General features: G+C 67.0%; 22 protein-coding genes and 4 pseudogenes. 20 read left to right on the forward strand and 6 right to left on the reverse strand.

What is annotated here, in order from left to right; genetic code table 11:
• The 15 genes and pseudogenes from AQY21_RS02865 to AQY21_RS28405 form a co-directional block, all read left to right on the forward strand.
• Nucleotides 1-402, forward strand: a 402-nt coding sequence (locus tag AQY21_RS02865; protein WP_203416346.1) for a dihydroxy-acid dehydratase, incomplete at its 5' end; no start/stop codon positions are given.
• Entirely contained in the window at nt 402-1,313 is a 912-nt protein-coding gene (locus tag AQY21_RS02870) for a Gfo/Idh/MocA family protein (protein WP_058096330.1), read from the forward strand. The genes AQY21_RS02865 and AQY21_RS02870, both read left to right, overlap by 1 nt.
• A gap of 10 nt (nt 1,314-1,323) precedes the next feature.
• Entirely contained in the window at nt 1,324-2,832 is a 1,509-nt protein-coding gene (locus tag AQY21_RS02875; protein WP_058096331.1) for an aldehyde dehydrogenase (NADP(+)), read from the forward strand.
• Nucleotides 2,833-2,879: 47 nt separating this feature from the next.
• Complete coding sequence (gene ytfQ, locus AQY21_RS02880; RefSeq protein WP_058096332.1) at nt 2,880-3,842, forward strand: galactofuranose ABC transporter, galactofuranose-binding protein YtfQ; 963 nt, start codon at nt 2,880-2,882, stop codon at nt 3,840-3,842.
• A 57-nt stretch (nt 3,843-3,899) separates the two neighbouring features.
• Complete coding sequence (locus AQY21_RS02885; RefSeq protein WP_058096347.1) at nt 3,900-5,399, forward strand: sugar ABC transporter ATP-binding protein; 1,500 nt, start codon at nt 3,900-3,902, stop codon at nt 5,397-5,399.
• Entirely contained in the window at nt 5,396-6,415 is a 1,020-nt protein-coding gene (locus AQY21_RS02890; protein ID WP_058096333.1) for an ABC transporter permease, read from the forward strand. The genes AQY21_RS02885 and AQY21_RS02890 overlap by 4 nt, the downstream gene beginning before the upstream one ends.
• The gene (gene yjfF, locus AQY21_RS02895; protein WP_058096334.1) at nt 6,412-7,383 is read left to right on the forward strand and encodes a galactofuranose ABC transporter, permease protein YjfF; all 972 of its coding nucleotides are present in this window, start codon (nt 6,412-6,414) and stop codon (nt 7,381-7,383) included. Before AQY21_RS02890 ends, yjfF begins: the two co-directional genes overlap by 4 nt.
• Nucleotides 7,380-8,222, forward strand: a complete 843-nt coding sequence (locus AQY21_RS02900) for an SMP-30/gluconolactonase/LRE family protein (RefSeq protein WP_058096335.1) — start codon at nt 7,380-7,382, stop codon at nt 8,220-8,222. The genes yjfF and AQY21_RS02900 overlap by 4 nt, the downstream gene beginning before the upstream one ends.
• Entirely contained in the window at nt 8,219-8,983 is a 765-nt protein-coding gene (locus AQY21_RS02905) for an aldose epimerase family protein (protein ID WP_058096336.1), read from the forward strand. Before AQY21_RS02900 ends, AQY21_RS02905 begins: the two co-directional genes overlap by 4 nt.
• The gene (locus AQY21_RS30130; protein WP_058096337.1) at nt 8,980-9,198 is read left to right on the forward strand and encodes a hypothetical protein; all 219 of its coding nucleotides are present in this window, start codon (nt 8,980-8,982) and stop codon (nt 9,196-9,198) included. Before AQY21_RS02905 ends, AQY21_RS30130 begins: the two co-directional genes overlap by 4 nt.
• Nucleotides 9,195-10,097 carry a 2-dehydro-3-deoxygalactonokinase gene (locus AQY21_RS02915; protein ID WP_058096338.1) on the forward strand — a complete coding sequence of 301 codons (903 nt, stop codon included), beginning with the start codon at nt 9,195-9,197 and terminating at the stop codon, nt 10,095-10,097. The genes AQY21_RS30130 and AQY21_RS02915 overlap by 4 nt, the downstream gene beginning before the upstream one ends.
• On the forward strand, nt 10,097-10,735 hold the full coding sequence (locus tag AQY21_RS02920) for a 2-dehydro-3-deoxy-6-phosphogalactonate aldolase (protein WP_058096339.1): 639 nt from the start codon (nt 10,097-10,099) through the stop codon (nt 10,733-10,735). Before AQY21_RS02915 ends, AQY21_RS02920 begins: the two co-directional genes overlap by 1 nt.
• Before the next feature lie 277 nt (nt 10,736-11,012).
• Nucleotides 11,013-11,624, forward strand: a pseudogene (locus tag AQY21_RS29545) (transposase); the annotation flags it as partial.
• 167 nt (nt 11,625-11,791) lie between these two features.
• Nucleotides 11,792-12,100: pseudogene (locus AQY21_RS29550) on the forward strand (hypothetical protein); the annotation flags it as partial.
• A pseudogene (locus AQY21_RS28405) lies at nt 12,083-12,448 on the forward strand (ATP-binding protein); the annotation flags it as partial. The pseudogenes AQY21_RS29550 and AQY21_RS28405, both read left to right, overlap by 18 nt.
• Here AQY21_RS28405 and AQY21_RS02940 read toward each other — a convergent pair.
• Nucleotides 12,435-13,886, reverse strand: coding sequence for a recombinase family protein (locus AQY21_RS02940; protein WP_082657951.1), 1,452 nt, complete (start codon nt 13,884-13,886; stop codon nt 12,435-12,437). The pseudogene AQY21_RS28405 and the gene AQY21_RS02940 sit on opposite strands and share 14 nt — an antisense overlap.
• A 144-nt stretch (nt 13,887-14,030) precedes the next feature.
• On the opposite strand from AQY21_RS02940, the gene AQY21_RS02945 reads away from it, so the two are divergent.
• The 4 genes from AQY21_RS02945 to AQY21_RS02960 all read left to right on the forward strand — a co-directional run bounded on the left by AQY21_RS02945 (nt 14,031) and on the right by AQY21_RS02960 (nt 15,737).
• Nucleotides 14,031-14,411 carry a hypothetical protein gene (locus tag AQY21_RS02945; protein ID WP_058096341.1) on the forward strand — a complete coding sequence of 127 codons (381 nt, stop codon included), beginning with the start codon at nt 14,031-14,033 and terminating at the stop codon, nt 14,409-14,411.
• A 215-nt stretch (nt 14,412-14,626) separates the two neighbouring features.
• Nucleotides 14,627-14,965, forward strand: coding sequence for a type II toxin-antitoxin system RelE/ParE family toxin (locus AQY21_RS02950; protein ID WP_058096342.1), 339 nt, complete (start codon nt 14,627-14,629; stop codon nt 14,963-14,965).
• Nucleotides 14,947-15,240 (forward strand): DNA-binding transcriptional regulator, encoded by a 294-nt coding sequence (locus AQY21_RS02955; RefSeq protein ID WP_028710951.1) that lies wholly within the window; start codon nt 14,947-14,949, stop codon nt 15,238-15,240. The genes AQY21_RS02950 and AQY21_RS02955 overlap by 19 nt, the downstream gene beginning before the upstream one ends.
• A 113-nt stretch (nt 15,241-15,353) precedes the next feature.
• A complete protein-coding gene (locus AQY21_RS02960) occupies nt 15,354-15,737 on the forward strand; it encodes a hypothetical protein (protein WP_058096343.1) in 384 nt (127 codons plus the stop codon).
• 568 nt (nt 15,738-16,305) lie between these two features.
• Here AQY21_RS02960 and AQY21_RS02965 read toward each other — a convergent pair.
• Together AQY21_RS02965 and AQY21_RS02970 are read right to left on the reverse strand one after the other, a co-directional pair.
• Entirely contained in the window at nt 16,306-17,277 is a 972-nt protein-coding gene (locus AQY21_RS02965) for a VOC family protein (protein WP_058096344.1), read from the reverse strand.
• Nucleotides 17,278-17,303: 26 nt separating this feature from the next.
• Complete coding sequence (locus AQY21_RS02970) at nt 17,304-18,185, reverse strand: fumarylacetoacetate hydrolase family protein (protein ID WP_058096345.1); 882 nt, start codon at nt 18,183-18,185, stop codon at nt 17,304-17,306.
• A 318-nt stretch (nt 18,186-18,503) separates the two neighbouring features.
• Between AQY21_RS02970 and AQY21_RS02975 the strand changes: the two genes are divergently transcribed.
• Nucleotides 18,504-19,070, forward strand: coding sequence for a GntR family transcriptional regulator (locus AQY21_RS02975; RefSeq protein WP_082657952.1), 567 nt, complete (start codon nt 18,504-18,506; stop codon nt 19,068-19,070).
• 107 nt (nt 19,071-19,177) lie between these two features.
• Here the strand turns inward: AQY21_RS02975 and AQY21_RS27475 are convergent.
• From AQY21_RS27475 to AQY21_RS28920, 3 genes and pseudogenes are all read right to left on the reverse strand, one after another.
• Nucleotides 19,178-19,692, reverse strand: a pseudogene (locus tag AQY21_RS27475) (IS5 family transposase); the annotation flags it as partial.
• Between the two features lie 87 nt (nt 19,693-19,779).
• Nucleotides 19,780-21,762, reverse strand: a complete 1,983-nt coding sequence (locus AQY21_RS02985; RefSeq protein ID WP_238986677.1) for a caspase family protein — start codon at nt 21,760-21,762, stop codon at nt 19,780-19,782.
• The coding region (locus tag AQY21_RS28920; protein ID WP_304438411.1) for an MBG domain-containing protein at nt 21,710-22,756 on the reverse strand (1,047 nt) is incomplete at its 5' end. The genes AQY21_RS02985 and AQY21_RS28920, both read right to left, overlap by 53 nt.

The following is a 22,756-nucleotide window of genomic DNA, read 5'->3' on the forward strand; positions in this document are numbered from 1 at the left end:
GGCTATCCCGGCATGGCCGAGGTCGGCAATATGGGCCTGCCGCCCAAGGTGCTGCGCAAGGGCATCACCGACATGGTGCGCATCAGCGACGCGCGCATGTCGGGCACCGCCTATGGCACGGTCGTTCTGCATACCTCGCCCGAGGCGGCGGCGGGCGGCCCGCTGGCCGTGGTCCGCGATGGTGACATGATCGAGCTGGACGTGCCGAACCGCCGGTTGCATCTGGACATCTCAGATGCGGAACTGGCCGCGCGGCTGGCGGAATGGCAACCGCTGCCCGACCAGCCCGCCAGCGGCTACGCATGGCTGCATCAGCGGCATGTGACCGGCGCGGATACCGGCGCCGATCTGGATTTCCTGCGCGGCTGCCGCGGCAACCCGGTCGGAAAGGACAGCCATTGATGAAACTCGCGCTCGTCGGCATTGGCAAGATCGCCCTGGACCAGCATGTCCCCGCGCTGGAAGCCAGCCCCGATTGGGATCTGGCCGCCACCGTTTCCCGTCATGGAAGCGTCGAGGGCGTCCCCACCTTCGCCGATATCGACACCATGCTGGCGGCCCATCCCGAGATCGGCACGGTCAGCCTCTGCCTGCCCCCGGTGCCGCGCTTTGCCGCCGCGCAGGCGGTGCTGCGGGCGGGGCGCAACCTGATGCTGGAAAAGCCCCCCGGCGCGACGCTGGCCGAGGTGCATATCCTGCGCGATCTGGCAGCGGCGCAGGGGGTCAGCCTCTATGCGACATGGCATTCGCGCATGGCCCATGGGGTGGCGGGGGCCAAGGCGTGGCTGGCCGGTCGCACCATCCGCGAGGGCCGGATCACATGGCGCGAGGATGTGCGCAAATGGCATCCCGGTCAGGACTGGATCTTCGAGGCGGGCGGCATGGGCGTCTTCGACCCCGGCATCAACGCGCTGTCGATCCTGACCGAGATCCTGCCGATGCCGGTCCACCTGCGCGCCGCCGAGCTGGATTTCCCGGAAAACCGCCAGGCCCCCATCGCCGCGCGGCTGAGCCTGTCGCATGGGATCGCGGCCGATTTCGATTTCCGCCAGCAGGGCCCGCAGACCTGGGATATGGAGTTTCTGACTGACGCCGGCCGCCTCGCGCTGCGCCTGGGCGGCAATGTGCTGGAGATCGACGACACTGATGCCGGGGGGCAGGCCAGCATCATGGGCGAATACCCGGCGCTTTACGCGCGCATGGCGGAGCTGGTGCGCAGGGGCTCCTCGGACGTGGACCTCTCCCCCATGGTCCTGACCGCCGACGCCTTCACCCTCGGCAGCCGCAATACCGTGGACGCATTCGAATTCTGAAGGAAGACCGATGGACTGGACACCGCAAGGCAAGCATCTAATCGCAGGCGAATGGGTGGGGGGCGAGGCCATCTTCCGATCCGCCCCCGCGCATGGCCCGACGCATGGTTTCGCCAGCGGCACCGCCGAGCTGGTGGATCGCGCCTGCGCCGCGGCCGAGGACGCCTTCTGGACCTATGGCTGGACCGCGCGCGCCGAACGCGCGGCTTTTCTCGACGCCATCGCCGACGAGATCGAGGCGCGGGCCGAGGCGATCACCGCCATCGGCACGCAGGAAACCGGCCTGCCCGAGGCCCGGCTGCAGGGCGAGCGTGGCCGAACCGTGGGCCAGTTGCGGCTTTTCGCGGATCATATCCGCAAGGGCGATTACCTCGACCGCCGCCACGACCCGGCGCTGCCGGATCGCCAGCCGTTGCCGCGCCCGGATTTGCGGCTGATCCAGCGTCCCATCGGGCCGGTGGCGGTCTTCGGCGCCTCGAACTTCCCGCTGGCGTTCTCGACGGCGGGCGGCGACACCGCCTCGGCCCTGGCGGCGGGCTGCCCGGTGGTGGTCAAGGGCCACCCCGCCCATCCCGGCACCGGCGAGATCGTGGCCGAGGCCATCCTTGCCGCCATCCGCGCCACCGGCATGCCCGCCGGCACCTTCGGCTTCATCCACGGCGACCGCCACGAGGTCGGCGCGGCGCTGGTGCAACACCCGCTGATCCGCGCCGTGGGCTTCACCGGCAGCCTGCGCGGCGGCCGGGCGCTTTACGACCTGTGCGCCGCGCGGCCCGAGCCGATCCCCTTCTTCGGCGAACTCGGCAGCATCAACCCCTGTTTCGTGCTGCCCGAAGCCTTCGCGGCGCGCGGCGCGCAGATCGCGCGCGACTGGACCGCCAGCCTGACCATGGGCGCCGGCCAGTTCTGCACCAATCCGGGCCTTCTGGTGCTGCGCGCCGAGGATGCCGAAACCTTCACCGCCGCCGCCACCGAGGCGCTGGCAAACGCCCCCGAACAGGTCATGCTGACCGATGGCATCGCCGAGGCCTATCGCGCAGGCGCCGCCCGTATCGGAGCCCATGCCGCGCCGGTGCTGGCCTGCGACAGCCGGGGCCGCAATGCGCGGCCCGGCATCTACCGGACCAGCGCGCGGGACTTCCTGCACAGCCACGCGCTGGGGGAAGAGGTCTTCGGCCCGCTTGGCCTTGTCGTCACCACCACCTCGGACGACGAGATGCTGGGCCTTGCCCGCGCGCTGGACGGCCAGCTGACCGCCACCTTGCAGATGGACGCCGGCGACACCGCGCTGGCCCGGCGGCTGATGCCGATCCTGGAACGCAAGGCCGGCCGGGTGCTGGCCAACGGTTGGCCCACCGGGGTCGAGGTCGCCGACGCCATGGTGCATGGCGGCCCCTACCCGGCATCGACGAATTTCGGCGCCACCAGCGTCGGCACCCTGACGATCCGCCGCTTCCTGCGGCCGGTCTGTTTCCAGAACCTGCCCGACGCGCTGCTGCCGGAGGACTTGCGGGGCTGAGAGGACAGCCCCGCCCATCACGGTCACAAAACCCAAGGGAGGAAACCATGACCAGATTCCTGATGAGCACCGCTGCCGCTGCCGCGCTGGCGATCTCGGCCACGGCCGCCATGGCCGAGGGCGAAACCATCGGCTTTTCCCAGATCGGCTCGGAATCCGGCTGGCGCGCGGCCGAGACCACGCTGACCCGGCAACAGGCCGAGGAACGCGGCCTGAAGCTGCAATTCTCGGACGCGCAGCAGAAGCAGGAAAACCAGATCGCCGCGATCCGCTCCTTCATCGCGCAGGGCGTGGACGCGATCCTGCTGGCCCCGGTCGTCGCCACCGGCTGGGACGCCGTGCTGCAGGAGGCCAAGGAGGCCGAGATCCCGGTCGTGCTTCTGGACCGGCAGGTGGACAGCGCGGAGGACCTGTATCTGACCGCCGTCGGCTCGAACCTGGTGCACGAGGGCGAGGTCGCCGGCAAATGGCTGGTCGACACCGTCGGCGACAAGGAATGCCGCGTGGTCGAGCTGCAGGGCACCACCGGATCGAGCCCGGCCATCGACCGCAAGAAGGGCTTCGAGAACGCGCTGGCCGGCCATGACAACCTGAAGATCGTGCGCAGCCAGACCGGCGACTTCACCCGCGCCCAGGGCAAGGAGGTGATGGAAAGCTTCCTGCAGGCTGAGAACGGCGGCAAGGACATCTGCGCGCTTTACGCCCATAACGACGACATGGCGGTCGGCGCGATCCAGGCCATCAAGGAGGCCGGGCTGAAGCCGGGCACCGACATCCTGGTCGTGTCCATCGACGGCGTGCCGGACCTGTTCCAGGCCATGGCCAATGGCGAGGCGAACGCCACCGTCGAACTGACGCCGAACATGGCCGGCCCGGCCTTCGACGCGCTCGCCGCCTATTGGAAGGACGGCACCGAGCCCGCGAAGTTCCTGCAGACCGAGTCGAAGCTCTATACCCAGGCCGACGATCCGGCCGGCGAATACGAGCGCCGCAAGGGCCTGGGCTACTGACCGCAAGCGGCCGGGCCGTCCATGCGGCGGCCCGGCAACCGGCACAAGGGGGGCGAGATGCTTCTGACCATCCGGTCGCTGACCAAGACATTTCCCGGCACGCGGGCGCTCGACGCCGTCGATTTCGACTTGGCGGCGGGCGAGGTGCATGCGCTTCTGGGCGAGAACGGCGCGGGCAAGTCCACGCTGATCAAATGCCTGACCGGCGCCTATCACCGCGACGGCGGCACCATCACGCTGGACGGGGCGCAGATCGACCCGCAATCGACCGTCGAGGCGCAGGAGCAGGGCATCGGCACCGTCTATCAAGAGGTGAACCTGCTGCCCAATCTGACCGTGGCGCAGAACCTGATGTTCGGCCGCGAGCCGCGCCGCTGGGGGCTGGTCGACAGCCGCGCCATGCGGGCCGAGGCGCGCGAGACGCTGCGGCCCTACGGGCTTGACATCGACGTGGACCGCGACCTGGGCAGCTATTCCGTCGCCATCCAGCAGATCGTCGCCATCGCCCGCGCCGTGGCGCTGTCGGGCAAGGTGCTGATCCTGGACGAGCCGACGGCGAGCCTGGATGCGGCCGAGGTGCGCATGGTCTTTGACGTGGTGCGCGGCCTGCGCGCGCGCGGGCTTGGCATCGTCTTCGTGTCGCATTTTCTCGATCAGGTCTTTGGCCTGACCGACCGCATCACCGTCCTGCGCAACGGCCGCAGGATCGTGACCGAGCGCACCGCCGATCTGGACCGCGTGAAGCTGATCGAGCACATGCTGGGCCGCGCGCTGGAACACGAGGTCGCCGGGCAGACCGCCGAACCCGTCGCCAGCGACCGGGTGCCGCTGCTGTCTTTCCAGAACTTTGGCCGCCGCGGCGTGATCGAGCCCTATGACCTGACCATCGGCCGGGGTGAGGTGGTCGGACTGGCCGGCCTGCTGGGCTCGGGCCGGACCGAGACCGCCGAGCTGATGTTCGGCGTCCGCACCGCCACGCAGGGCGAGGCCAGCGATGCCAAGGCCCGGCTGGACCTGTCCAGCCCGCGCGCCGCCATCGCGCAGGGGTTCGGCTTCGTCCCCGAAGAGCGCAAGACCGACGGCATCGTCGCCGAACTCTCGATCCGCGAGAACGTCATCCTGGGGCTTCAGGCCCGGCGGGGCTGGGCGCGGCCCATCCCGCGCAGCGAGCAGAACCGCATCGCCGACGACTATATCAAGCGGCTGGACATCCGCACTTCGGGTCGGGAAAAGCCCATTGGCGAGCTGTCGGGCGGCAATCAGCAAAAGGCGATCCTTGCGCGCTGGTTGGCGATGAACCCACGTTTCCTGATCCTCGACGAGCCGACGCGCGGTATCGACGTGGGCGCCCATGCCGAGATCCTGCGCCTGATCCGCGAACTGACCGAGGCCGGCATGTCCATTCTGGTCATCAGCAGCGAAATCGACGAGCTGGTCGCCGTGGCAAACCGCGTCATCGTTGTGCGCGACCGTCGCCATGTCGCGGAACTGGCCGGCGCCCGCGTCACCGGAGACGAGATCATGCGCGCCATTGCGGCCGAGGAGGTGGCGGCATGAGCTTGCTCAAGCGTATCGCCCCGCAACTGATCGCGCTGGCGCTGCTGGTGGCGCTGGTCACGGTCTTTTATCCGGGCTTTCTGAAGCTGGACCTCAGCGGCGGCCGGCTGGTCGGGCCGATGATCGACGTGCTGAAACGCGGCGCGCCGGTGGCGCTGCTGGCGGTGGGCATGACGCTGGTCATCGCCACGCGCGGCATCGACCTGTCGGTCGGCACCACCATGGCCATCTGCGGCGCGGTCGCCGCATGGGCCGTGGCCGGCGGCTGGGGGCTGGTGCCCGCGCTGCTCTTGGCGCTGGCCGCCGGCGCGCTCGCGGGGCTGTGGAACGGGCTGCTGGTCGCGGTGGTCGGCATCCAGCCCTTCGTCGCCACGCTGATCCTGATGACCATGGGCCGCGGCATCGCCCAGCTGATCACCGAGGGCCGCATCCTGACCTTCAACCACGCCGGCTTTGCCTTTCTGGGCTCGGGCACGCTGCTGGGTCTGCCGGTGCCGGCCTGGCTGTGGCTGGCCTGCGGTCTGGGCATGGCGGCGCTGATGCGGCGCACCGCGCTTGGCCTGCTGGTCGAGGCCATCGGCATCAACCGCCGCGCCAGCGCCCTGGCCGGGGTGAACGCCACGGTGCTGCTGATCGCGGTCTATGTCGTCTCGGGGCTCTGCGCGGCGCTGGCGGGGATCGTCGTCACCGCCGACATCCGCGGCGCCGACGCCAACAATGCCGGGCTGTGGCTGGAACTGGACGCCATCCTGGCGGTGGTGATCGGCGGCAATTCCCTGCTGGGCGGGCGGTTTTCCATCATCGCCTCGCTCTTGGGGGCGCTGATCATCCAGACCATCGACACCGGCATCCTGCTGGCCGGTTTCCCCTCGGAATACAATCTCGTCATCAAGGCCGGGCTGGTGCTGGTGATCCTGGTGCTGCAATCGCCGCGCATCGCCGGGGAATGGCGGCTGTGGCGCGACAGCCACCGCGCCAGCCGCGAGGCCCGCGCCGCGCAGAGGAGCCGGACATGAACACCCGCGCCTTGCCGCTTTACGCGACCGTCGTGATCTTCCTGCTGGCCTATCTGCTGTGCTGGCTGCAATTCCCGAACATCCTGTCCACGCGGGTGATCGGCAACCTGCTGACCGACAACGCCTATCTGGGCATCGTCGCCGTCGGCATGACGCTGGTGATCCTGTCGGGCGGCATCGACCTGTCGGTGGGCAGCGTCATCGCCTTTTCCGGCGTCTTCATCGCCGTGATCCTGCGCGAGACGTCGCTGCACCCGCTGGTCGTCTTCGCCCTGCTGCTGGCGCTGACCACCGCCTTCGGCGCCGCCATGGGCTTCCTGATCGACCGGCTGGCCATGCCCGCCTTCATCGTCACGCTGGCCGGCATGTTCCTGGCGCGCGGCGCGGCCTACATGCTGTCCATCGACTCGGTGCCGATCGCGCATCCCTTCTACAAAACCCTGCAATCGGCCTATTGGCTGATGCCGGGCAAGGGCCGGCTGGCGCTGATCGGCGTCGTGATGCTGCTGACCGTGCTGGCGGGCATGGTCGTCGCCCACAAGACCCGCTTCGGCGCCTCGGTCTATGCGCTTGGCGGCGGCGAGGCCACGGCGCGGCTGATGGGCGTGCGGCAGGGCCGCACGACGATGCTGGTCTATGCCTTTTCCGGGCTGATGGCCGGGCTGTCGGGGATCGTCTTCTCGGTCTATACCGGCTCGGGCTATTCGCTGGCGACGGTGGGGACGGAACTGACCGCCATCGCGGCGGTGGTGATCGGCGGCACGCTGCTGACCGGGGGCGCGGGCTACATGTTCGGCACGCTGGTCGGTGTGCTGACCATGGGGTTGATCCAGACCTACATTGTCTTCGACGGCACGCTGTCGAGCTGGTGGACCAAGATCGTCATCGGCGTGCTGCTGCTGGTCTTCATCCTGCTGCAGAAGGGGTTGCTGAAACTGTCGCGGGACCGGTTGGGAGGACAGGGATGAGCGCCGAAATCTATGACGCCCGCGCTTGCGAGTTGGGCGAAGGCCCGCTCTGGCACCCCGAGCGGCGGCAATTCTTTTGGTTCGACATCCTCGGGCGGCGGCTTCTGTCGCGCGACGTCTCGGGGCCGCTGAAATGGCGCCTTGACCGGATGGGTTCGGCCGCCGGATGGATCGACCGCGACCGGCTGCTGGTCGCAACCGAGATCGGGCTGGCGGTGCTGGATCTTACGGGCGGCGGGCTGGAGGATCTGGTCGCCGTCGAGGCGGGCGACCCCGCGACCCGCTCGAATGACGGGCGGGCGGACCGGCAGGGCGGGTTCTGGTTCGGCACGATGGGCAAAGCGGCCGAGGTCGGGGCGGGCGCGATCTACCGCTATTTCCGGGGCGAGCTGCGGCGGCTCTATGAGGGGATCACCATCCCGAACGCGATCTGCTTTTCGCCCGATGGCGGCACCGCCCATTTCGCCGATACCGCGACCGGCAAGGTCTGGCGGCAGGCGCTGGACGGCGATGGCTGGCCCTTGGGCGAACGGCGGCTGTATCTGGATCTGGCGCCGCAGGGGCTGGACCCCGACGGGGCGGTCATGGATGCCGATGGCGGCTTCTGCTGCGCCATCTGGGGCGAGGGTGCGGTGCTCCGCTTCGATGCCGGGGGGCGGCGGACGCATCGCTTTGCGGTCGGCGGCCGGCACTCGTCCTGCCCGGCCTTCGGCGCGCCGAGGCAGATGCTGGTGACGACCGCGCGGCAGGGCCTCGAGGCGCCCGATCACCGTCAGGGCCTGACCTATCTGGTCTCTCACGATCTGAACAGCATTCCCGAACCTCGGGTGATCCTGTGAGCGTCTCCGATCTTGCGCCCTTGCCGGATGGCCGCCTTGTCCGCGCCGTCACGCTGCGCGGCGGCGGCCTGCGTGCCACGGTCCTGACCTTTGGGGCCATTGTGCGGGACCTGCGGCTGGAGGGTGAGGATCAGCCGCTGGTTCTGGGCTGCGCCGATCCCGCCGCCTATCTGGACTGCGCGCAGCATATGGGCGCCATCGTCGGCCGTTTCGCCAACCGCATCGGCGGCGCGGGTTTCGAGTTGGACGGCAGGCGCCACGACACCGACCCGAATTTCCTCGGCCGGCATACGCTGCATGGCGGGACCGAAGGCGCGGGCGGGCAGGTCTGGGCCATCGAGGACGCGGCCCCCGACCGGGTGACGATGGGGCTGCTGCTGGCCGACGGGCATATGGGCTTTCCGGGCAACCTGACCATCCGCGCCACGATTGCGGTGCAGGACCGGGCGCTGGCCATCGAGATGCAGGCCCGGACGGATGCCGCGACCCCTTGCAGCCTCGCCCATCACGGCTATTTCGCGCTGGATCCGGGGGGCGATATTCGCGACCAGCATCTGTGGATCGACGCCGACAGCTATCTGCCGGTCGATGGCGATCTGATCCCGCTGCCGGGCATCGCGCCGGTCGAGGGCACGGATTTCGATTTCCGCAGCCCCCGGCCTATCGGCGCGGCGGGCTACGATCATAATTTCTGCCTGTCGCGCAGCGCGGTCCCCCTGCGGCCCGTGGCGCGGCTGACCGGTCGCTCGGGCTGGGCATGACGGTCCTGACCGACGCGCCCGGCTTGCAGCTCTATGACGGCAGGCATTTCGACGGCTTCGCCGGGCTGGAGGGCCAGGTCTGCACCCCTTACGCGGGCATCGCGCTGGAGACGCAGCACTGGCCGGACGCCCCGAACCGGCCCGATTTTCCCGACGCGATCCTGCGGCCGGGCCAGACCTACCGGCACCGCGTATCCTACAGGTTCGCAAGATGAGCCGGGGGCTGATCGGTATCGACTGGGGCACGTCCTCGTTCCGGGCCTGGCGCATGGATGCGGGCGGACAGGTCATGGATATCATGGGCGACGGGCCGGGCATTCTTGCCGCCGCGGCCGCGCCGGGCGGGTTCGAGGGCGCGCTGGAGCGCGCCATCGGCGGCTGGCTGTCCGAGGGGCAGCCGGTCATCGCCTCGGGGATGATTACCAGCCGCAATGGCTGGGTCGAGACGCCCTATCTGCCGCTGCCGCTGGATGCAGCCGCGCTGGCCGGGGCGCTGCTGCGGCATCCGTCGCGTTTCGGCGCGCTGCATTTCACCTGCGGCGCGGTCAGCGACCCGGACGGGCCCGCGCCCGATGTCATGCGCGGCGAGGAAACCGAGATCATCGGTCATCTGGCCACTGGAGACGGCGCGGACGGCCTGTTCGTCCTGCCCGGCACCCATAGCAAATGGGCGCGGGTCCGGGGCGGGCGGCTGACCGGCTTTCGCACGGTGATGACCGGAGAAATCTTCGCCGCGATGCGCGACCACTCGATCCTCGGGCGGCTGGCCGAGCCGGGCCCCTTCGACGCCGAGGCCTTCGCAAGCGGCGTCCGGGCCGGCGCGGCGGATGGGCCGCTGCTGGGCCGTGTTTTTGCCGCGCGGTCGCTGGCCCTGATGGGCCGGCTGAGACCAGCCGCAATCGCCGATTACCTGTCGGGCCTGCTGATCGGGGACGAGGTTGCGCAGGAGGCGGCCCGTGCCGGCGACCGGGCGGTCACGATCATCGGGCGCGGCGACCTGGCCGACCGCTATCGGATTGCCTGCGCCGGGAATGGCATCGTGGCGCGGGTCGCCGCGCCTGGCATGGCGCAAAAGGGACTTTGGAACATAGCACGCAAAGCGGGGATCGTCTGATGCCGGATTGGGAAAACGCCTTCGCCACATGCCCCCTGGTTGCCATCCTGCGTGGATTGCGGCCCGACGAGGCCCTCGCCCATGGCCGGGCGCTGACCGGGGCGGGCTTCACGCTGCTCGAGGTGCCGTTGAACTCGCCCGAGCCCCTGGACAGCATCGCAAGGCTGGCGGCGGATCTGCCGGATGCGCTGGTCGGTGCGGGCACGGTGCTGAGCCCGGCGGACGTGCGGGCGGTCGGCCGTGCGGGCGGCCGACTGATCGTCGCGCCGAATTTCGACCCCGAGGTCGCGGCCGAGGCGGCACGCCTGGCCCTCACCTACCTGCCAGGCATCGGCACGGTTTCGGAGGCCTTCGCGGCGCTGAAGGCGGGGGCGGCCGCGCTGAAGCTGTTCCCGGCCGAGATGATCCCGCCTGCCGCGCTACGCGCCATGCGCAGCGTGCTGCCGGCGCAGGCGAGGTTGCTTCCCGTCGGAGGCATCGACGCGCAGACGATGCGCGCATATCTGGCTGCCGGGGCGGATGGTTTCGGACTGGGGAGTTCGCTTTATCGTCCGGGGCAGGACGCCAGGGAGACCGCCGGCAAGGCGGCTGGTATCATCGAAGCTTACGACGATTTCAAATCGACCTGCGCCGGCTGAAGAACTCCATACCCTGATGTCCGCCGTCGTCCAGTGCAGCCGCTCTCCCTTCTGCGACCGCAACAAGATGGGCTCTGGAAGCCTCCGTTCTCACAGCATCGTTCAGGACATGCAGCTTGGCAAACGGTGCTTTCTGGCTGCGGGAGTGCAGAAGCGCGAGAAGTACGACGGACACCCGCGATGTGATGTGATGCGCATGTTGCCAGAACAAGGCTTGGGGCGCTCTCTGAACAGAACAGCGGATTCACTCTCGCTCATTGGCTACTGGAGTGCAGATATGATGAGACGGAAGTTCAGCCGCGAGTTCAAAGTTGAGGCCGTGAGGCTGGTGACGGATCGTGGCATTGCGGTAGCGCAGGCCGTCCGAGACCTCGATGTTGCGGAGAGCGTGCTGCGCCGCTGGATGCGGGAACTGACCGCTACCCCTGCCGCAGCATTCCCCGGGAACGGGCAGATGCGGGCCGATCTGTCCCAGATTGCAGCTTTGAAGAAAGAGGTCGCGCGGCTGCGTGCGGAGCGTGACATCCTGAAGATAGGTGAGCCATGCGCGCCATTGGCTTGAGCGCAATGGCGAACACTTTTTCGCGCGCGAGGCGATATGAGGTTCGCCTTCATCGCCAAACACCGCCACATCTGGCCGGTCAGCTGGCTCTGCGAGGTTCTGGAGGTTTCGCGGTCCGGCTTCCATGCCTGGCTCAGCCGCCCTTCCAGCACCCGCGAGATCCATGACGCGAAGCTCGTCGCAGCGATCGAGACGAGCTTCAAGGCCAGCGACCGGACCTATGGAGCCCACCGCGTCTGGCGCGATGTTTTGGAGGAGGGGCTTGCCTGCGGGCTGCACCAGATCGAACGGCTGATGCGGGTCGACGCCATGAGGGCGCGGCCCAGGTGTTGACCGGCGTGGAATAAGGACCCCGCTTCTGGGGTGATCGGCGTCCAAAAGGGATCCCACCGACCGGGGGTTGGGTCCATTGTGCTTCCGCTGATTATCGGAGGCCGAGCGCGGGATGCTGATCGTGGAGAGTGAGCCGGTGAGGCGCCACTGGTTCGAGCCCACTGGCGAACGCAAAAATCAGGCGGCTGCATTTTACCGAGGGCAAGGGGATCAAGGCGATCTGCCGCGACCTGAAGCTGTCGAAGAGTGAGGCGTGAGCCGCCATCGGTCCGAGGCCACGCCGAACGGTGCGCAAGGTGATCCGCACCGGGATAACGGAGTTCACCTACACCCGGACGGTTCAGCCACGCCCGAAGCTGGGCGCCTGGCTTGAGGAGCTGAGCCGGCTGTTGGCGATCAACGCGGCTCGTGGGCGCCGGGAACGCCTGACACTGATCCAGATCTACGAGGAACTGCGCGGTCTCGGGTACCTGCCATTCGCCCAATCCGGCGGCCAGTTGCTGTTCCATCTGGTCAGCAAGCTCTACGAGCAGACTTCCGTCATCGTCACCACCAACCTGGCATTCGGGGAGTGGCCGACCGTCTTCGGAGACGCGAAGATGACCACCGCGCTGCTCGATCGTCTCACCCATCATTGCGACATCGTCGAAACCGGCAACGACAGCTGGCGCATCAAACACGAGCCTGAACGCCTTCGAAACGCAGGCCCGCGTCGGCTGCGCCAGCTGGAAAGCTACGCCGCCACGGGCCTGCTCACCACAGCGCCGGAGGGGTCCCTTTTGGACGCCGATCAGGGGGCACCATTCAACGCCGATTGACATTCTGCTCGGCGAGCCGCAGCCGATCCGCCGTCATGTCGATGCTCGGGAGGACGTAATAGTCGCGTGGCGCCGCGTTCAGTTCGTCCATGCGTGTGGCGATGGTGATGTCCGGCAAGAGCCCCGTGTCGAGGCGGATGCGCCAGCGCAGCGAGCCTGCCGCGGTCTCGAAGCATCGCGACAGCACGACCGATACCGTGAATTCGCCGTTGACGGTCAGCAGCTCTGTCCGGGGATCCTGGATGGCGCTGCCACCGGCGTTTTCGATTCCGGCGATGACACCCGCGACGATCTGCGGATGTGCCTCGCGGAGCTTGCGGTTGATCTCGATGTATCGGTAGTCCCGGTCGGGCTGATAGCCGACCATTTCATAGGCGCGCAGTAAGCTGCCGAACCGGGACCGGAACGCGCTCGATGACGGCGTGTCCTCGTGCTCGTCGATGACCAGCCCGGAAAGGAAGCCCTTGCTGGCAAGCAGGGCCCGGAGTGCGTCCAGCAGGTCCTGGTCGGAGAGGTGGCGACTGCGTGCATCGACGATTTCCCGGGCGCGCAGGAACAGCGCCTCATCGACGATGGCCGGATAGGCGCCCTCGGCGCGGATCCACATCTCGCGCGGATTCACCACCCGGCGCTGCTTCAGCTTGAAGGAGATCTTGTTGAAGACGTTGTTGCCGATGTATTTCTCGTTGGTCAGCACCTGATGGACCGTCGCCCGCGTCCATGGCCGGTCGAGATCGGTTCGCAGTCCGTCGGCGTTCAGGGCATCCGGGATCTCTCGCTCGGATCGGCCGTCCTCGACGAACATGCGATACATGCGTCGGACGACGTCCTGTTCGTCCTCGGGACCGGGGACGAGAATGACCCTGTCGGTCTGAAGGCTCTTCTGCTCGCCGCGCGACAGCTCGCCCTTGGGACTGCCGTGCTCGTCGATCAGCACCCGGCGCAATCCGTATCCCGGCGCGCCGCCCTGGCGAAAACCGAGTTCGACCAGACGGCACTGGCCCGCAAAGACCTTCACGGAGAGCTCGCGGCTGTATTCGCCAGCCATGACCCGCTCCACGGTCTTCAGCAGGTTCGAGCCGATGCTGCCGTCATTCTCGAACTGCTCGCCACAGTAGTGGACGCGGATCCCGGCGCGCGAGCAGACATGCTCGTGATAGGCGCCTTCGTCGGCATCCTGAAACCGGCCCCAGCGGCTGACGTCATAGACGAGGATCGCCTTGAAGTCGGCTTGCCCGGATTCGACCTCTGCCATCAGGCTCTGCAGCGCCTCGCGGCCGTCGAGGCGCAGCCCGCTCCGACCGGAATCCTCGAAGACGCGCAGGATCTCAAGACCGCGATCCGATGCATATTTGCGGATGACGTCGAGCTGGTTCTCGGTCGAGTATTTCTGGTGGTCGGTCGACATCCGGACATAGGCGACCGCAGGCACGTCCATCTCGGGCGGCCCGTCGCTCCTGTCCGAATTGGTCGTCCATCGACCGCCCACGCACGCATCTCCTCATCATTCCAGGCAAATTCGCCCAGTCCGCGCGGAGCTGCGGCTGAATCCCCGTGTCCATGTAACGCGAGGGAGGCCGGAATGTCGTTTCCGAAAAAGGGCAAGTTCTTTCCGAAAGAAAATGGGTATACTGGGAATGGTCGTCACGAGCCGGACAACTGGTTCGCCGCTGAGATCGCATCGACCCTGAAGCGATCACTCGGAGACAGTCGGGCGGGGGCAAAGATCGTTGCCTCCTGGACCGGCGCCAACGAGAAGACGGTGAAGAACTGGTTCGCCGGCAGATACGGCCCGAGCGGAGAGCACCTGGTCGCTCTGGCGCGTCACTCCGACGAGGTACTGGGGATGTTTCTCGCAATGGCCGGGCGTGAGGAACTCATGGCGGCCGTGAAGCTCGCGGCGGCGGAACGGGCGATCGAGGAGTTACTGGCGGCAGTCCGCCGGCTGGCGGTCGAAGATTGACCTGACGATACCGAGGCGTCGCCTGACGGACAGGTTTTACTTTCCACCAGTGATCCGCAGGATTGCGCAACGCTCAAGGCCCGAAAGCGGGCGGAGTATGAGAGCAGATGAAGGCTCTCGTCTTCCCGCCTGCGGCAGAAGTCGGCATTGATGGTGTCTGGTACTTCTTATCACCCACTTCTTGCAAAAAGTAACCCGATGGGCTACATGTGGGCATGCAGACAGTAGCGGAAACCCCTATCTTTACCCGACAGACCGAAAAGCTGTTCGACGAAGACGAGAAGCGGGAACTGATCGATTTTCTGGCCGAGAACCCCATGGCCGGTGATGAGATCCCTGGCACGGGTGGGGTGCGCAAGCTCCGGTTCGCGGTCTCAGGTCGAGGCAAACGGGGCGGTGCTCGGGTGATCTACTACTATCTGGATGAAACCATGCCGCTTTACGCGCTGCTGGCCTATGCCAAGAACGCGAGAAACGACATGACCCCGGATGAAAAGCGCACGGTGGCCGCGCTGGCCACGGCGCTGAAGGCTGCATGGAAGGAAAGGAAATGAGCACGTTTGGCGAAGACCTGATCCAGGCCATGGGCGAGGCATTGGCCCATGCCAAGGGAGAAGGCCCCGCAATCCTGCACGAGCCGGTCGATCCGCGCGAGGTCAGGATGCGGGCGAAGCTGACACAGGCGCAAATGGCCCCATTGATGGGGATGAGCCTTTCGGGGTATCGAAAATGGGAACAAGGTCAGCGTCGCGTCTCTGGACCTGCTGCCACGCTGCTGCGGGTGATCGAGAAAGAGCCCGGTGCGGTGCAGCGTGCCTTGGCGGGTTGACCCTGAATGCGTCGAGTAGTTGGAAGCCAACCGGAAATCACCCGCCTCCCGCATGATCGGATGAATGCCGACCAGCATTTCCAGGGGCATCCGATAATGCTGGCAGGAACACAATGAGCACTCTGCACATCCATCTGGACACGGGGGCCAATCTTCGGACAGGCCTCATCGAAGCAGGCGAACTGGCCGTTGCAGCCAAGGTCCGCGAAGCGGTCCCCGCGCTGTATTTTCGCAGCTACGAGGATCTGCATCGGGTTCTCACACCTTCTCGTCTTAGGGTTATCATGGTGCTTGCCGGGCAAGGGGTCATGTCCATTGACGAGCTTGCGCGCCGGGTCGGGCGCAATGCGCCAGCCGTGCATCAGGACGTAATCACGCTCGCAGATGCGGGGGTTATCGACCATACTGAAAAAGGCGCCGAATTTCCCTATCGCGGCATCCACTTCAATTTCTGGGTAGATTTATTGGATGGGAGCATGCAACGGCATGAGCAATAAGCAATATCGGGAGAGCGCTTCATACACTACGGCGCGGCCGATCACCTCAAGGCCTGCAAGATCACGAACCAACCTCGAAGCAGTTGTGAACCTCCCGAACTTTGCCAGCCCCGACACGATAACCCGCGTGCGGAGTGAAATAAAAGGCAATCAACGAAAAACGCGCTAGCCAAAGTCACTGGATTCGTTCAAGATTCGGATGGAGAACAGAGCAAGACTCTCTGAAATTTCACAGGATCTGATCAGAGGCAGATAGTTCTGCCTTTTTGATCGCGGAAGTTGCCTCTTGAAGAGGCCCGTCTTTCCCCAAGGCATTGGAATCTATCAGCATAGTGCTGCGCGAACCCTGCGAGTGCTCAGGGAGCTCGATTGAGTACTACTATCGGCGTTGACGGCGGTAGGGTGCCTCGCGATACAGCAGCGCAATCAAGCGCTCATAATGGGCGCTGGTTCGTCTGCTGCGCGGCGCCTCTGCTCTCAGATCGGTGATAAGGGCGGAGATGCCCGAAGAGCGATGCCGTCTTCTCCATGACACTGCGCAGGGCATTGAAGTGGAAAGTGCCGTCCTTCAGGCGGCGTCAGCAGCCTCGTAATTATGCACGAAGTCCTTGGGGATCTCGGGCCCCCAGAGATAGATCGAATCCTCGGCCGGATAGTCGCCGGCGTCCCAGTCCTGATCCAGCGGGATGTAGTCGATATCGGCCGAATATTCCGAATAGCTGCCCCACGGATCCTTGACATAGTGGAAGTAGTTGGACCCCAAGACATGCCGGCCCAGGCCCCAGCCGTTCTGATAGCCCTTGTCGGCCATCTGTGCCGCACCCATGCCGATCTCGTTGATGCCGCCCACATCCCAGGAACAATGATGCAGCCCGGGCGCCGAGGACTTGGCAAAGGCGATCAGATGGTGGTCCGAGCCATGAATGCCGTGCATGAAGCAGATGCCGTCGCCCGAGCGGTCCGAGATGCGCAGGCCCAGATTGCGGGAATAGAAGGCGATCGATTCCGGCACCGACGGGGTAAAGACCAGCAGATGCGCAAGACGCCTGGGCCGGACCGGGGGTGCCTTCGACCGCTGGATGGACCCCATTTGCCCGGCGGGACAGGATCGGGTGGTGAAGTCCACCTTGGCGTTGGGCGAGGATTTTTCGGCGATCTTGACCTCGATGTTCATGCCGAAGGGATCAAGGAACCAGAAGCCGTTCGTGTCGTAGCCATAAGCCCGCGGCGCGTCCATGATCCGCACGCCGTTCTGCTCGATGCGTCGGCGGATCGGCTCGAAGTCTTCCTCGAACACCGCGAAGCTCAGGTGATTGAGTTTCTTGCGTGGCCCCTCGGAAAGGCTGCCCCAGCGGTGGTCGGAGCCGAAGGTGAAGATCCCCAGTCCCTGACCTTCCTCGCGCACATCCAGCCCGAAGGAGCGGTAGAAATCCTCGGCCACCTTCAGGTCGGGCACCATCATGTGGAAAGTGTCCATGGAATGGATGCCGAGCTCTCCCGGACGCTTGGTGACGCCCACCTTCCCTGTGATTGCGGTCATGTCTTTCCTCCCCCAAGACGGAAATATCAGGCGGTCCGGGCCAATGCGGAACCGGCGCGATCCCGGATCGGGTTCGACAGAACGCCGATCTGGTCGATCTCGACCTCGCAGACATCGCCCTCCTTCATCCAGAGCTGCGGCTTGCGCGCCAGGCCCACGCCCGAGGGGGTGCCGGTCACGATCACATCGCCGGGTTCCAGGGTCATGAACCGAGAGCAGATGGAGACGATCTGGGCGACCGAAAACACCATGTCGTCGATCATCGCGCTTTGCACCGGCTCGCCATTGAGGCGGGTGACCAGTTTCAGCCCCTTGCAGCCCGGGGGCAGCGCGTCGGCGGTGACGAAATAGGGCCCGAAGGCGCCGGTATCGTCGAAATTCTTGCCCGCCGTCCATTGCGGCGACTTGAACTGATAGTCGCGCACCGAGGCGTCGTTGAAGATCGAGTAGCCGACGACGTGATCCAGCGCTTCCGCCTCGCCGATGTCGCGGGCGCGCCTGCCGATCACGGCGACAAGCTCGCCCTCATAGTCCAGCTGTTCGGAAAACTCGGGGCGCAGGATCGGCGCGCCGTGGCCGATGAGGCTGGAGTTGAAGCGGCCGAACAGCGTCGGATAGTCCGGCTGCTGGAAACCGCTCTCGGCCGAATGATCCGTGTAGTTCAGCCCGACGCAGACGATTTTCTCGGGATGGGCGATCGGCGGCAGGAAGGACGCCGTGGCCGGATCGATCTTCGCGCCGGCTTTCAGCGCCTCGGCGGCGCGGGCCAGGCTGTCGCCGCCCGCCCGGACCAGGAACAGAAGATCGCCGGGATAGCCGGGATCGGTGGCGAGCAGGCCCTTGAAGCCCTCGTCGGTCTCGACCGCGAGGCCCTGGGTGCCGTTCGCTTCAAAGGCAAAGAATTTCATGCGCTGCTCCTCCTGTTCAACATGATCGCAACCTAGCGCAAGATCATACATTAGTAAATAGAAAATATATTATTATGGCGCCGAGCGAGGCTGGACTAGCCGCGATCTGTCCCACATGGAGGGGGAGCATGATCGGTTCGATCCCACGGAATCGCTGACTGAGGACTGAAGAGCGGGGATCCAGATGGCGGGGCGGAAAGCCGATTAGCCTTACGATACAGACATATACCCGGATTCGGGACGACATCCTGGCCTGCCGTCTTTCGCCCGGGCAGAAGCTGACGATCTCCGACCCCTGCGAGCAGCTGGACGTCAGCCTTGGCGCGGTGCGAGGCGCTGTCCCGCCTGACCTCGGAAGGGCTGGTCGAGGCCGAGCCGAACACGGGTTTCCGAGTCGCACCGATCACTCAGGAGGAACTGGAGGCTCTGACCAGGACGCGAATCGCCATCGAATGCGGGTGCTTGTCCAGCGCCATCGCGCATGGTGATCTGAACCGGGAGACGGGGATCGTCGCGACGCTGTTTGAACTCTTCCGGATCGGTCTTGAAGACCCCGACGACCCGGCGCGTGTCAACCCCGGCTGGGTCGAAGCACACCGGCGCTTTCACGAGGCGCTGGTCGCTGGCTGCAATAGCGGCTGGATGCTGCGCCTGCACGAGATCCTCTCCGCCCAGTCCGAACGCTACAGGAGCGCCCCTGGCCCCCTGGACCGAAGGAAACGGGATATTGCTGGCGAGCATAAGGCGATCGCGGACGCTGCCATCGCGCGCAATGCCCAGGCAGCCTGCACCGCCATGCGTTACCACCTGTTAAAGACCACGCGTATCCTGGTTGCTTCGCAGGTCGCGAGGGGCGCCTCCGAGACTTTCGCGGAAAGCGCTTGATCTGAACGGATGTGCCGCCCGACCGCCTTGTCCCCGAAAACCTGTGGAACGGCGTGTAAAAGTGGTTCTGCCTTCGGTAGCTCCCGGTCGCCGAGCAGTTATTCGTCCTTCGGCAGGTTGCCGTGCAATGCCCGCGCGCCGATGTAGTCGCTGACCTGCCCGGCAGTGACAAGCAGGTTGAGCGGCCGGCCTTGGCTGTCGCCCAGAGCGTGCAGCTTGGTGTTCATCCCGCCCTTTGCGCGCCCGATCAACCGCTCTCCATCCCCTTTTTCTCCGCAGGCTGGAAGCCGTGCGGTGCTCTCTCAGGTAGGTCGCGTCGATCGTCACCGTCTTCTGCTCGCCGTGCGCAGCTGCCAGACCTGCCATCATCTTCGCGACGACACCCGGTTCGCGGCAGCACTCGAACCGCGTGCCGCCGCTCACCTCCATCGCTTCCAGCGACTGGAGAGCGTCTTGTGCGGTCCATGTGCCTTTGGCGCATCGTGCCAGCGCAAGCCATTGCGATTTATGAAGATAATCCTACTTGAGACGCGCCGATCATCAACACGCGGTTTGCCGTGGGACTTCGGGAAGCAGGGCTCCAGGCCATCTGCGCATCAGTCAGCCGGAAGAGATCAGGCATCCCACCGCTCTGCTTTCCTGCGGTGAAAGATGACAAGGGGCTGAAATCGGGGGCCTGAGCCTGGGGCTGGCGATCTTTCCGCGCCGCTCAGCCCGACAGCGCCGTGGCGTTGAAGCCGCCGTTGCGCCAGAGTTCCAAGGCTTGGTTCAGGGCCGGGCCGGGCTTGCCGTCCGCCGCGCCCTGATACAGCCCGGCCCGCGCCAGACGGCGTTGCAGCGCGCTCAGCGTCTCGGGGTTCCAGTTCCCGCCCTGCTCGGCCAGTTCGCGCAGCAGGCCGCCATCGTCCGAGGCGACTCCCAGCAGCAGCTGCACCGCGGCGCGCGAGGGGTCGCGGGGCAGGCCGCGCCCCTCGTCCAGCAGCACGGCTGCGGCGCGGTGGCCGCGCGGTTCGCCCTCGCGCGCCGCGCGCTCGAACAGTGTCCGGGCGTCGCCGGGATCGCCGAAGCGCCCCTCTTGCGCCAGCACGCCCAGGTTGAAGGTGGCGATCGGCGATCCGGCCTGCGAGGCCTGCTGCATCAGCGCGATACCGCGCTGTTGGTCCTGGGCCCGCCGGCTGTCGAGAAGCGTCACCGCCAGATTGATCGCCGCATCGGCGCTGCCGGCGGCGGCCGCCCGTTTGTAAAGCGCCAAGGCCCCGGCTGGATCGGGCGCCACGCCGTCGCCGGTTTCCTTCAGCAGCGCCAGGCTGACCATCGCCCGCAGGTCGCCGCGCTCGGCCGCCCTTTCGTAAAGCGCGACCGCCTCGGCCCGCAGGCCGGCCGCCGCGGTGGCCCGCGCCAGCAGCGCGACATATTTCGCCTGCCGGGGATGCAGCCGGCCGGCCTCCTCGCAGGCCCGCATCGCCTCGACGGCGTTCTGCGCCAGCAGCTCGTAGGAGACTCCGGGCGTGGTCTCGGTGCCGTCGCGCGGATGGGTGGCCAGCAATTCGCAGCGCCGGGCCGGGCCCGGGTCGGTCTCGGCGGACAATTCGGCCAGCAGGCGCCGGGCCTCGCCGATATGCGGCCCCTTGGGATAGCTGCGGGCATAGCTTTCCAGCAGCGGCTTCAGCCGGCTGCGCCGGGCCAGATCCCAAAGCTGCTCGCCTGCCGCGCCCTCGGCCTCCGGCCCCATGCTGCGCCGCGCCTGGCCCGAACGGGCGGGGTCCTGCGCCAGCAGCGCCAGCACCTCGCCGACATGGCTGCCGTTGGGATAGCGCTGGAGGTAAAGCCGCAGCAGCGCCGGATCGGCGGCGCGAACGGCGACCTGATAGAACAGCGTCTCGGGCGAGGCGGTGGGCGGGCCGTCGGCAAAGCGGAACCGCCGGGTCAGCGCCGAGGCGTCCCAGGGGATCTGCTGCCCGCCCGTCCGCGCCATCACATCCTTGCGCACCGCGATCATCATCTCGCCGATGTCCTGGGCGGGGGTGTGGATATGGCTCAGCAGCGCCTCGGTGAAGGTGCCATTGCGGCCGGCGCCGTCGAAGGCCACCGCTCCGGGCTGGGTGGCATAGGCGATCAGGAAATCGGCGGGGCTGCCGATCCGGGCCAGGCCGCTGCCGCCGCCCGGAAGCCGCAACGGATTGTCGCCGCAGGCATCCAGCAGCACGATCTTGACCCCCGGCGCCGCGGCCATCGCCTTGAGCGCCTCGTCCAGCGCCACGGTGCGTGCGGTGGCCCGATCGAGGCGCTCCAGCCGGAAATCCCGCGGCAGCAGATAGTTCTGGTCCGCGACCTGAAAGGCGTGGCCGGCATAATAGAACAGCGCCACCTCGGCGGTCTGCGCCGCCGCGCCGAACTGGTCGATCAGCGCCCGCATCTGCGCCTGATCGCTGTCGATGCCCAGGATCACCTGAAATCCCAGATCCCGCAGCGCCGCGGTCATGTCCTCGGCATCGTTGGCGGGATTGTCCAGCGCCGGCACGCCGCTATAGGCGGCATTGCCGATCACCAGCGCCACCCGGGGCGCGGCGACGGCCTGTGCGGCCATGAGCAGCGCCGCGACCAGGGCGCAGAGCAGCGCGGCCAGGGCCGGGCCGGGCCTAAAGCCCGACCGCGCGCACCAGGACGGCATCGGCTTTCTCGACCGTGGCAAGGATCAATCCCTCCTGCCGGGCATGGGCGCGGGCCAGTTCGGGGTCTTCGACCCGCAGCAGCTCGATCTGCTTGACGATCTCGGCCCGGGCGCTGGACATCGCCCGGCTGGCCTCGCGCAGGGCGTCGCGGCGGATGGCGCGGCGCTCGGCCTCGCTGCCGGCCGTGGCAAGGCGGTCCAGCGCCCGGCTGCGCGCCGCGCCGATATCTGCGCTGGCTTGGCGCAGGATGGCCGAGACCGTCTGCATCGAGGGCGGCAGCTCCGCCGAAAGCTCGTCCAGCGCGCTGGAATAGCGGTCCAGCGCCCGCGACAGGCAGGCCAGCATGTCCTCGGCCTGGCCCTCGTGCTGGCTACAGGCGTCGATCATCTGCGAGACCTCGTCCGACAGCGCGGCCAGCCGAGTCAGCCCGTCGTCCTGCGGGCCGGAGGTGACCGGCGGCGCTCCGCCCGGCAGCACCGAGGCCGGGCCGGCCACCGTGATCGGGAAGGGCACCGGGCCATCGGTCGGATTCGGCAGCTCGGTTCCCGGCAGAGTGTTCTGCGGGATCGGAATCCCCCGGGTCGCGGCGGGGTTGACGATCTGCAAGGTGCCGGGGACATAGGTGATGGCATAGTTCGCCTCGGCCCCGTCCAGCATCCGCGCATCCGAGGCGGTGATGCCATAAAGGCCGGGCGGGCTGGTCAGGGTGGCGCCGCTGGCCAGCAGGACGCCGGTGATGGCGTCGCCCTCGGCCAGGCTGCCCGCGATCAGCGCCCAGTCCAGGAGCGGCGCGGTGCCGAACCGAGCCAGGCTGTCGCGGGCGCCGATGGTGATGCTGCGCGGCACCACCTCCAGCGCCCCCTCGGCATAGCTGATGATGTAATTGCCGGTTGCGTCGCCGGCTGCGCCGCCGATCCGGGCCCCACTGGCGGTGATAACATAGGGCGAGCCGGCGACCCAGGCCCCGGCCTCGGCGCCCTCGCTTGCCAGATTGACCGCGGTCAGCCGGTCGTC

The organism is Paracoccus sp. MKU1, assembly GCF_001447385.1.
Taxonomy (GTDB): Bacteria; Pseudomonadota; Alphaproteobacteria; order Rhodobacterales; family Rhodobacteraceae; genus Paracoccus.

Coding starts and splice junctions, on each gene's coding strand:
- AQY21_RS02950 (WP_058096342.1), top strand. CDS start 14,627: ATGCAGACAGTAGCGGAAACCCCTATCTTTACCCGACAGACCGAAAAG.
- AQY21_RS02945 (WP_058096341.1), top strand. CDS start 14,031: ATGTCGTTTCCGAAAAAGGGCAAGTTCTTTCCGAAAGAAAATGGGTAT.
- AQY21_RS02965 (WP_058096344.1), bottom strand. CDS start 17,277: ATGACCGCAATCACAGGGAAGGTGGGCGTCACCAAGCGTCCGGGAGAG.
- AQY21_RS02920 (WP_058096339.1), top strand. CDS start 10,097: ATGCCGGATTGGGAAAACGCCTTCGCCACATGCCCCCTGGTTGCCATC.
- AQY21_RS02885 (WP_058096347.1), top strand. CDS start 3,900: ATGCTTCTGACCATCCGGTCGCTGACCAAGACATTTCCCGGCACGCGG.
- AQY21_RS02890 (WP_058096333.1), top strand. CDS start 5,396: ATGAGCTTGCTCAAGCGTATCGCCCCGCAACTGATCGCGCTGGCGCTG.
- AQY21_RS02875 (WP_058096331.1), top strand. CDS start 1,324: ATGGACTGGACACCGCAAGGCAAGCATCTAATCGCAGGCGAATGGGTG.
- ytfQ (WP_058096332.1), top strand. CDS start 2,880: ATGACCAGATTCCTGATGAGCACCGCTGCCGCTGCCGCGCTGGCGATC.
- AQY21_RS02900 (WP_058096335.1), top strand. CDS start 7,380: ATGAGCGCCGAAATCTATGACGCCCGCGCTTGCGAGTTGGGCGAAGGC.
- AQY21_RS02870 (WP_058096330.1), top strand. CDS start 402: ATGAAACTCGCGCTCGTCGGCATTGGCAAGATCGCCCTGGACCAGCAT.
- AQY21_RS02960 (WP_058096343.1), top strand. CDS start 15,354: ATGAGCACTCTGCACATCCATCTGGACACGGGGGCCAATCTTCGGACA.
- AQY21_RS02970 (WP_058096345.1), bottom strand. CDS start 18,185: ATGAAATTCTTTGCCTTTGAAGCGAACGGCACCCAGGGCCTCGCGGTC.
- AQY21_RS30130 (WP_058096337.1), top strand. CDS start 8,980: ATGACGGTCCTGACCGACGCGCCCGGCTTGCAGCTCTATGACGGCAGG.
- AQY21_RS02940 (WP_082657951.1), bottom strand. CDS start 13,886: ATGGACGTGCCTGCGGTCGCCTATGTCCGGATGTCGACCGACCACCAG.
- yjfF (WP_058096334.1), top strand. CDS start 6,412: ATGAACACCCGCGCCTTGCCGCTTTACGCGACCGTCGTGATCTTCCTG.
- AQY21_RS02955 (WP_028710951.1), top strand. CDS start 14,947: ATGGAAGGAAAGGAAATGAGCACGTTTGGCGAAGACCTGATCCAGGCC.
- AQY21_RS02915 (WP_058096338.1), top strand. CDS start 9,195: ATGAGCCGGGGGCTGATCGGTATCGACTGGGGCACGTCCTCGTTCCGG.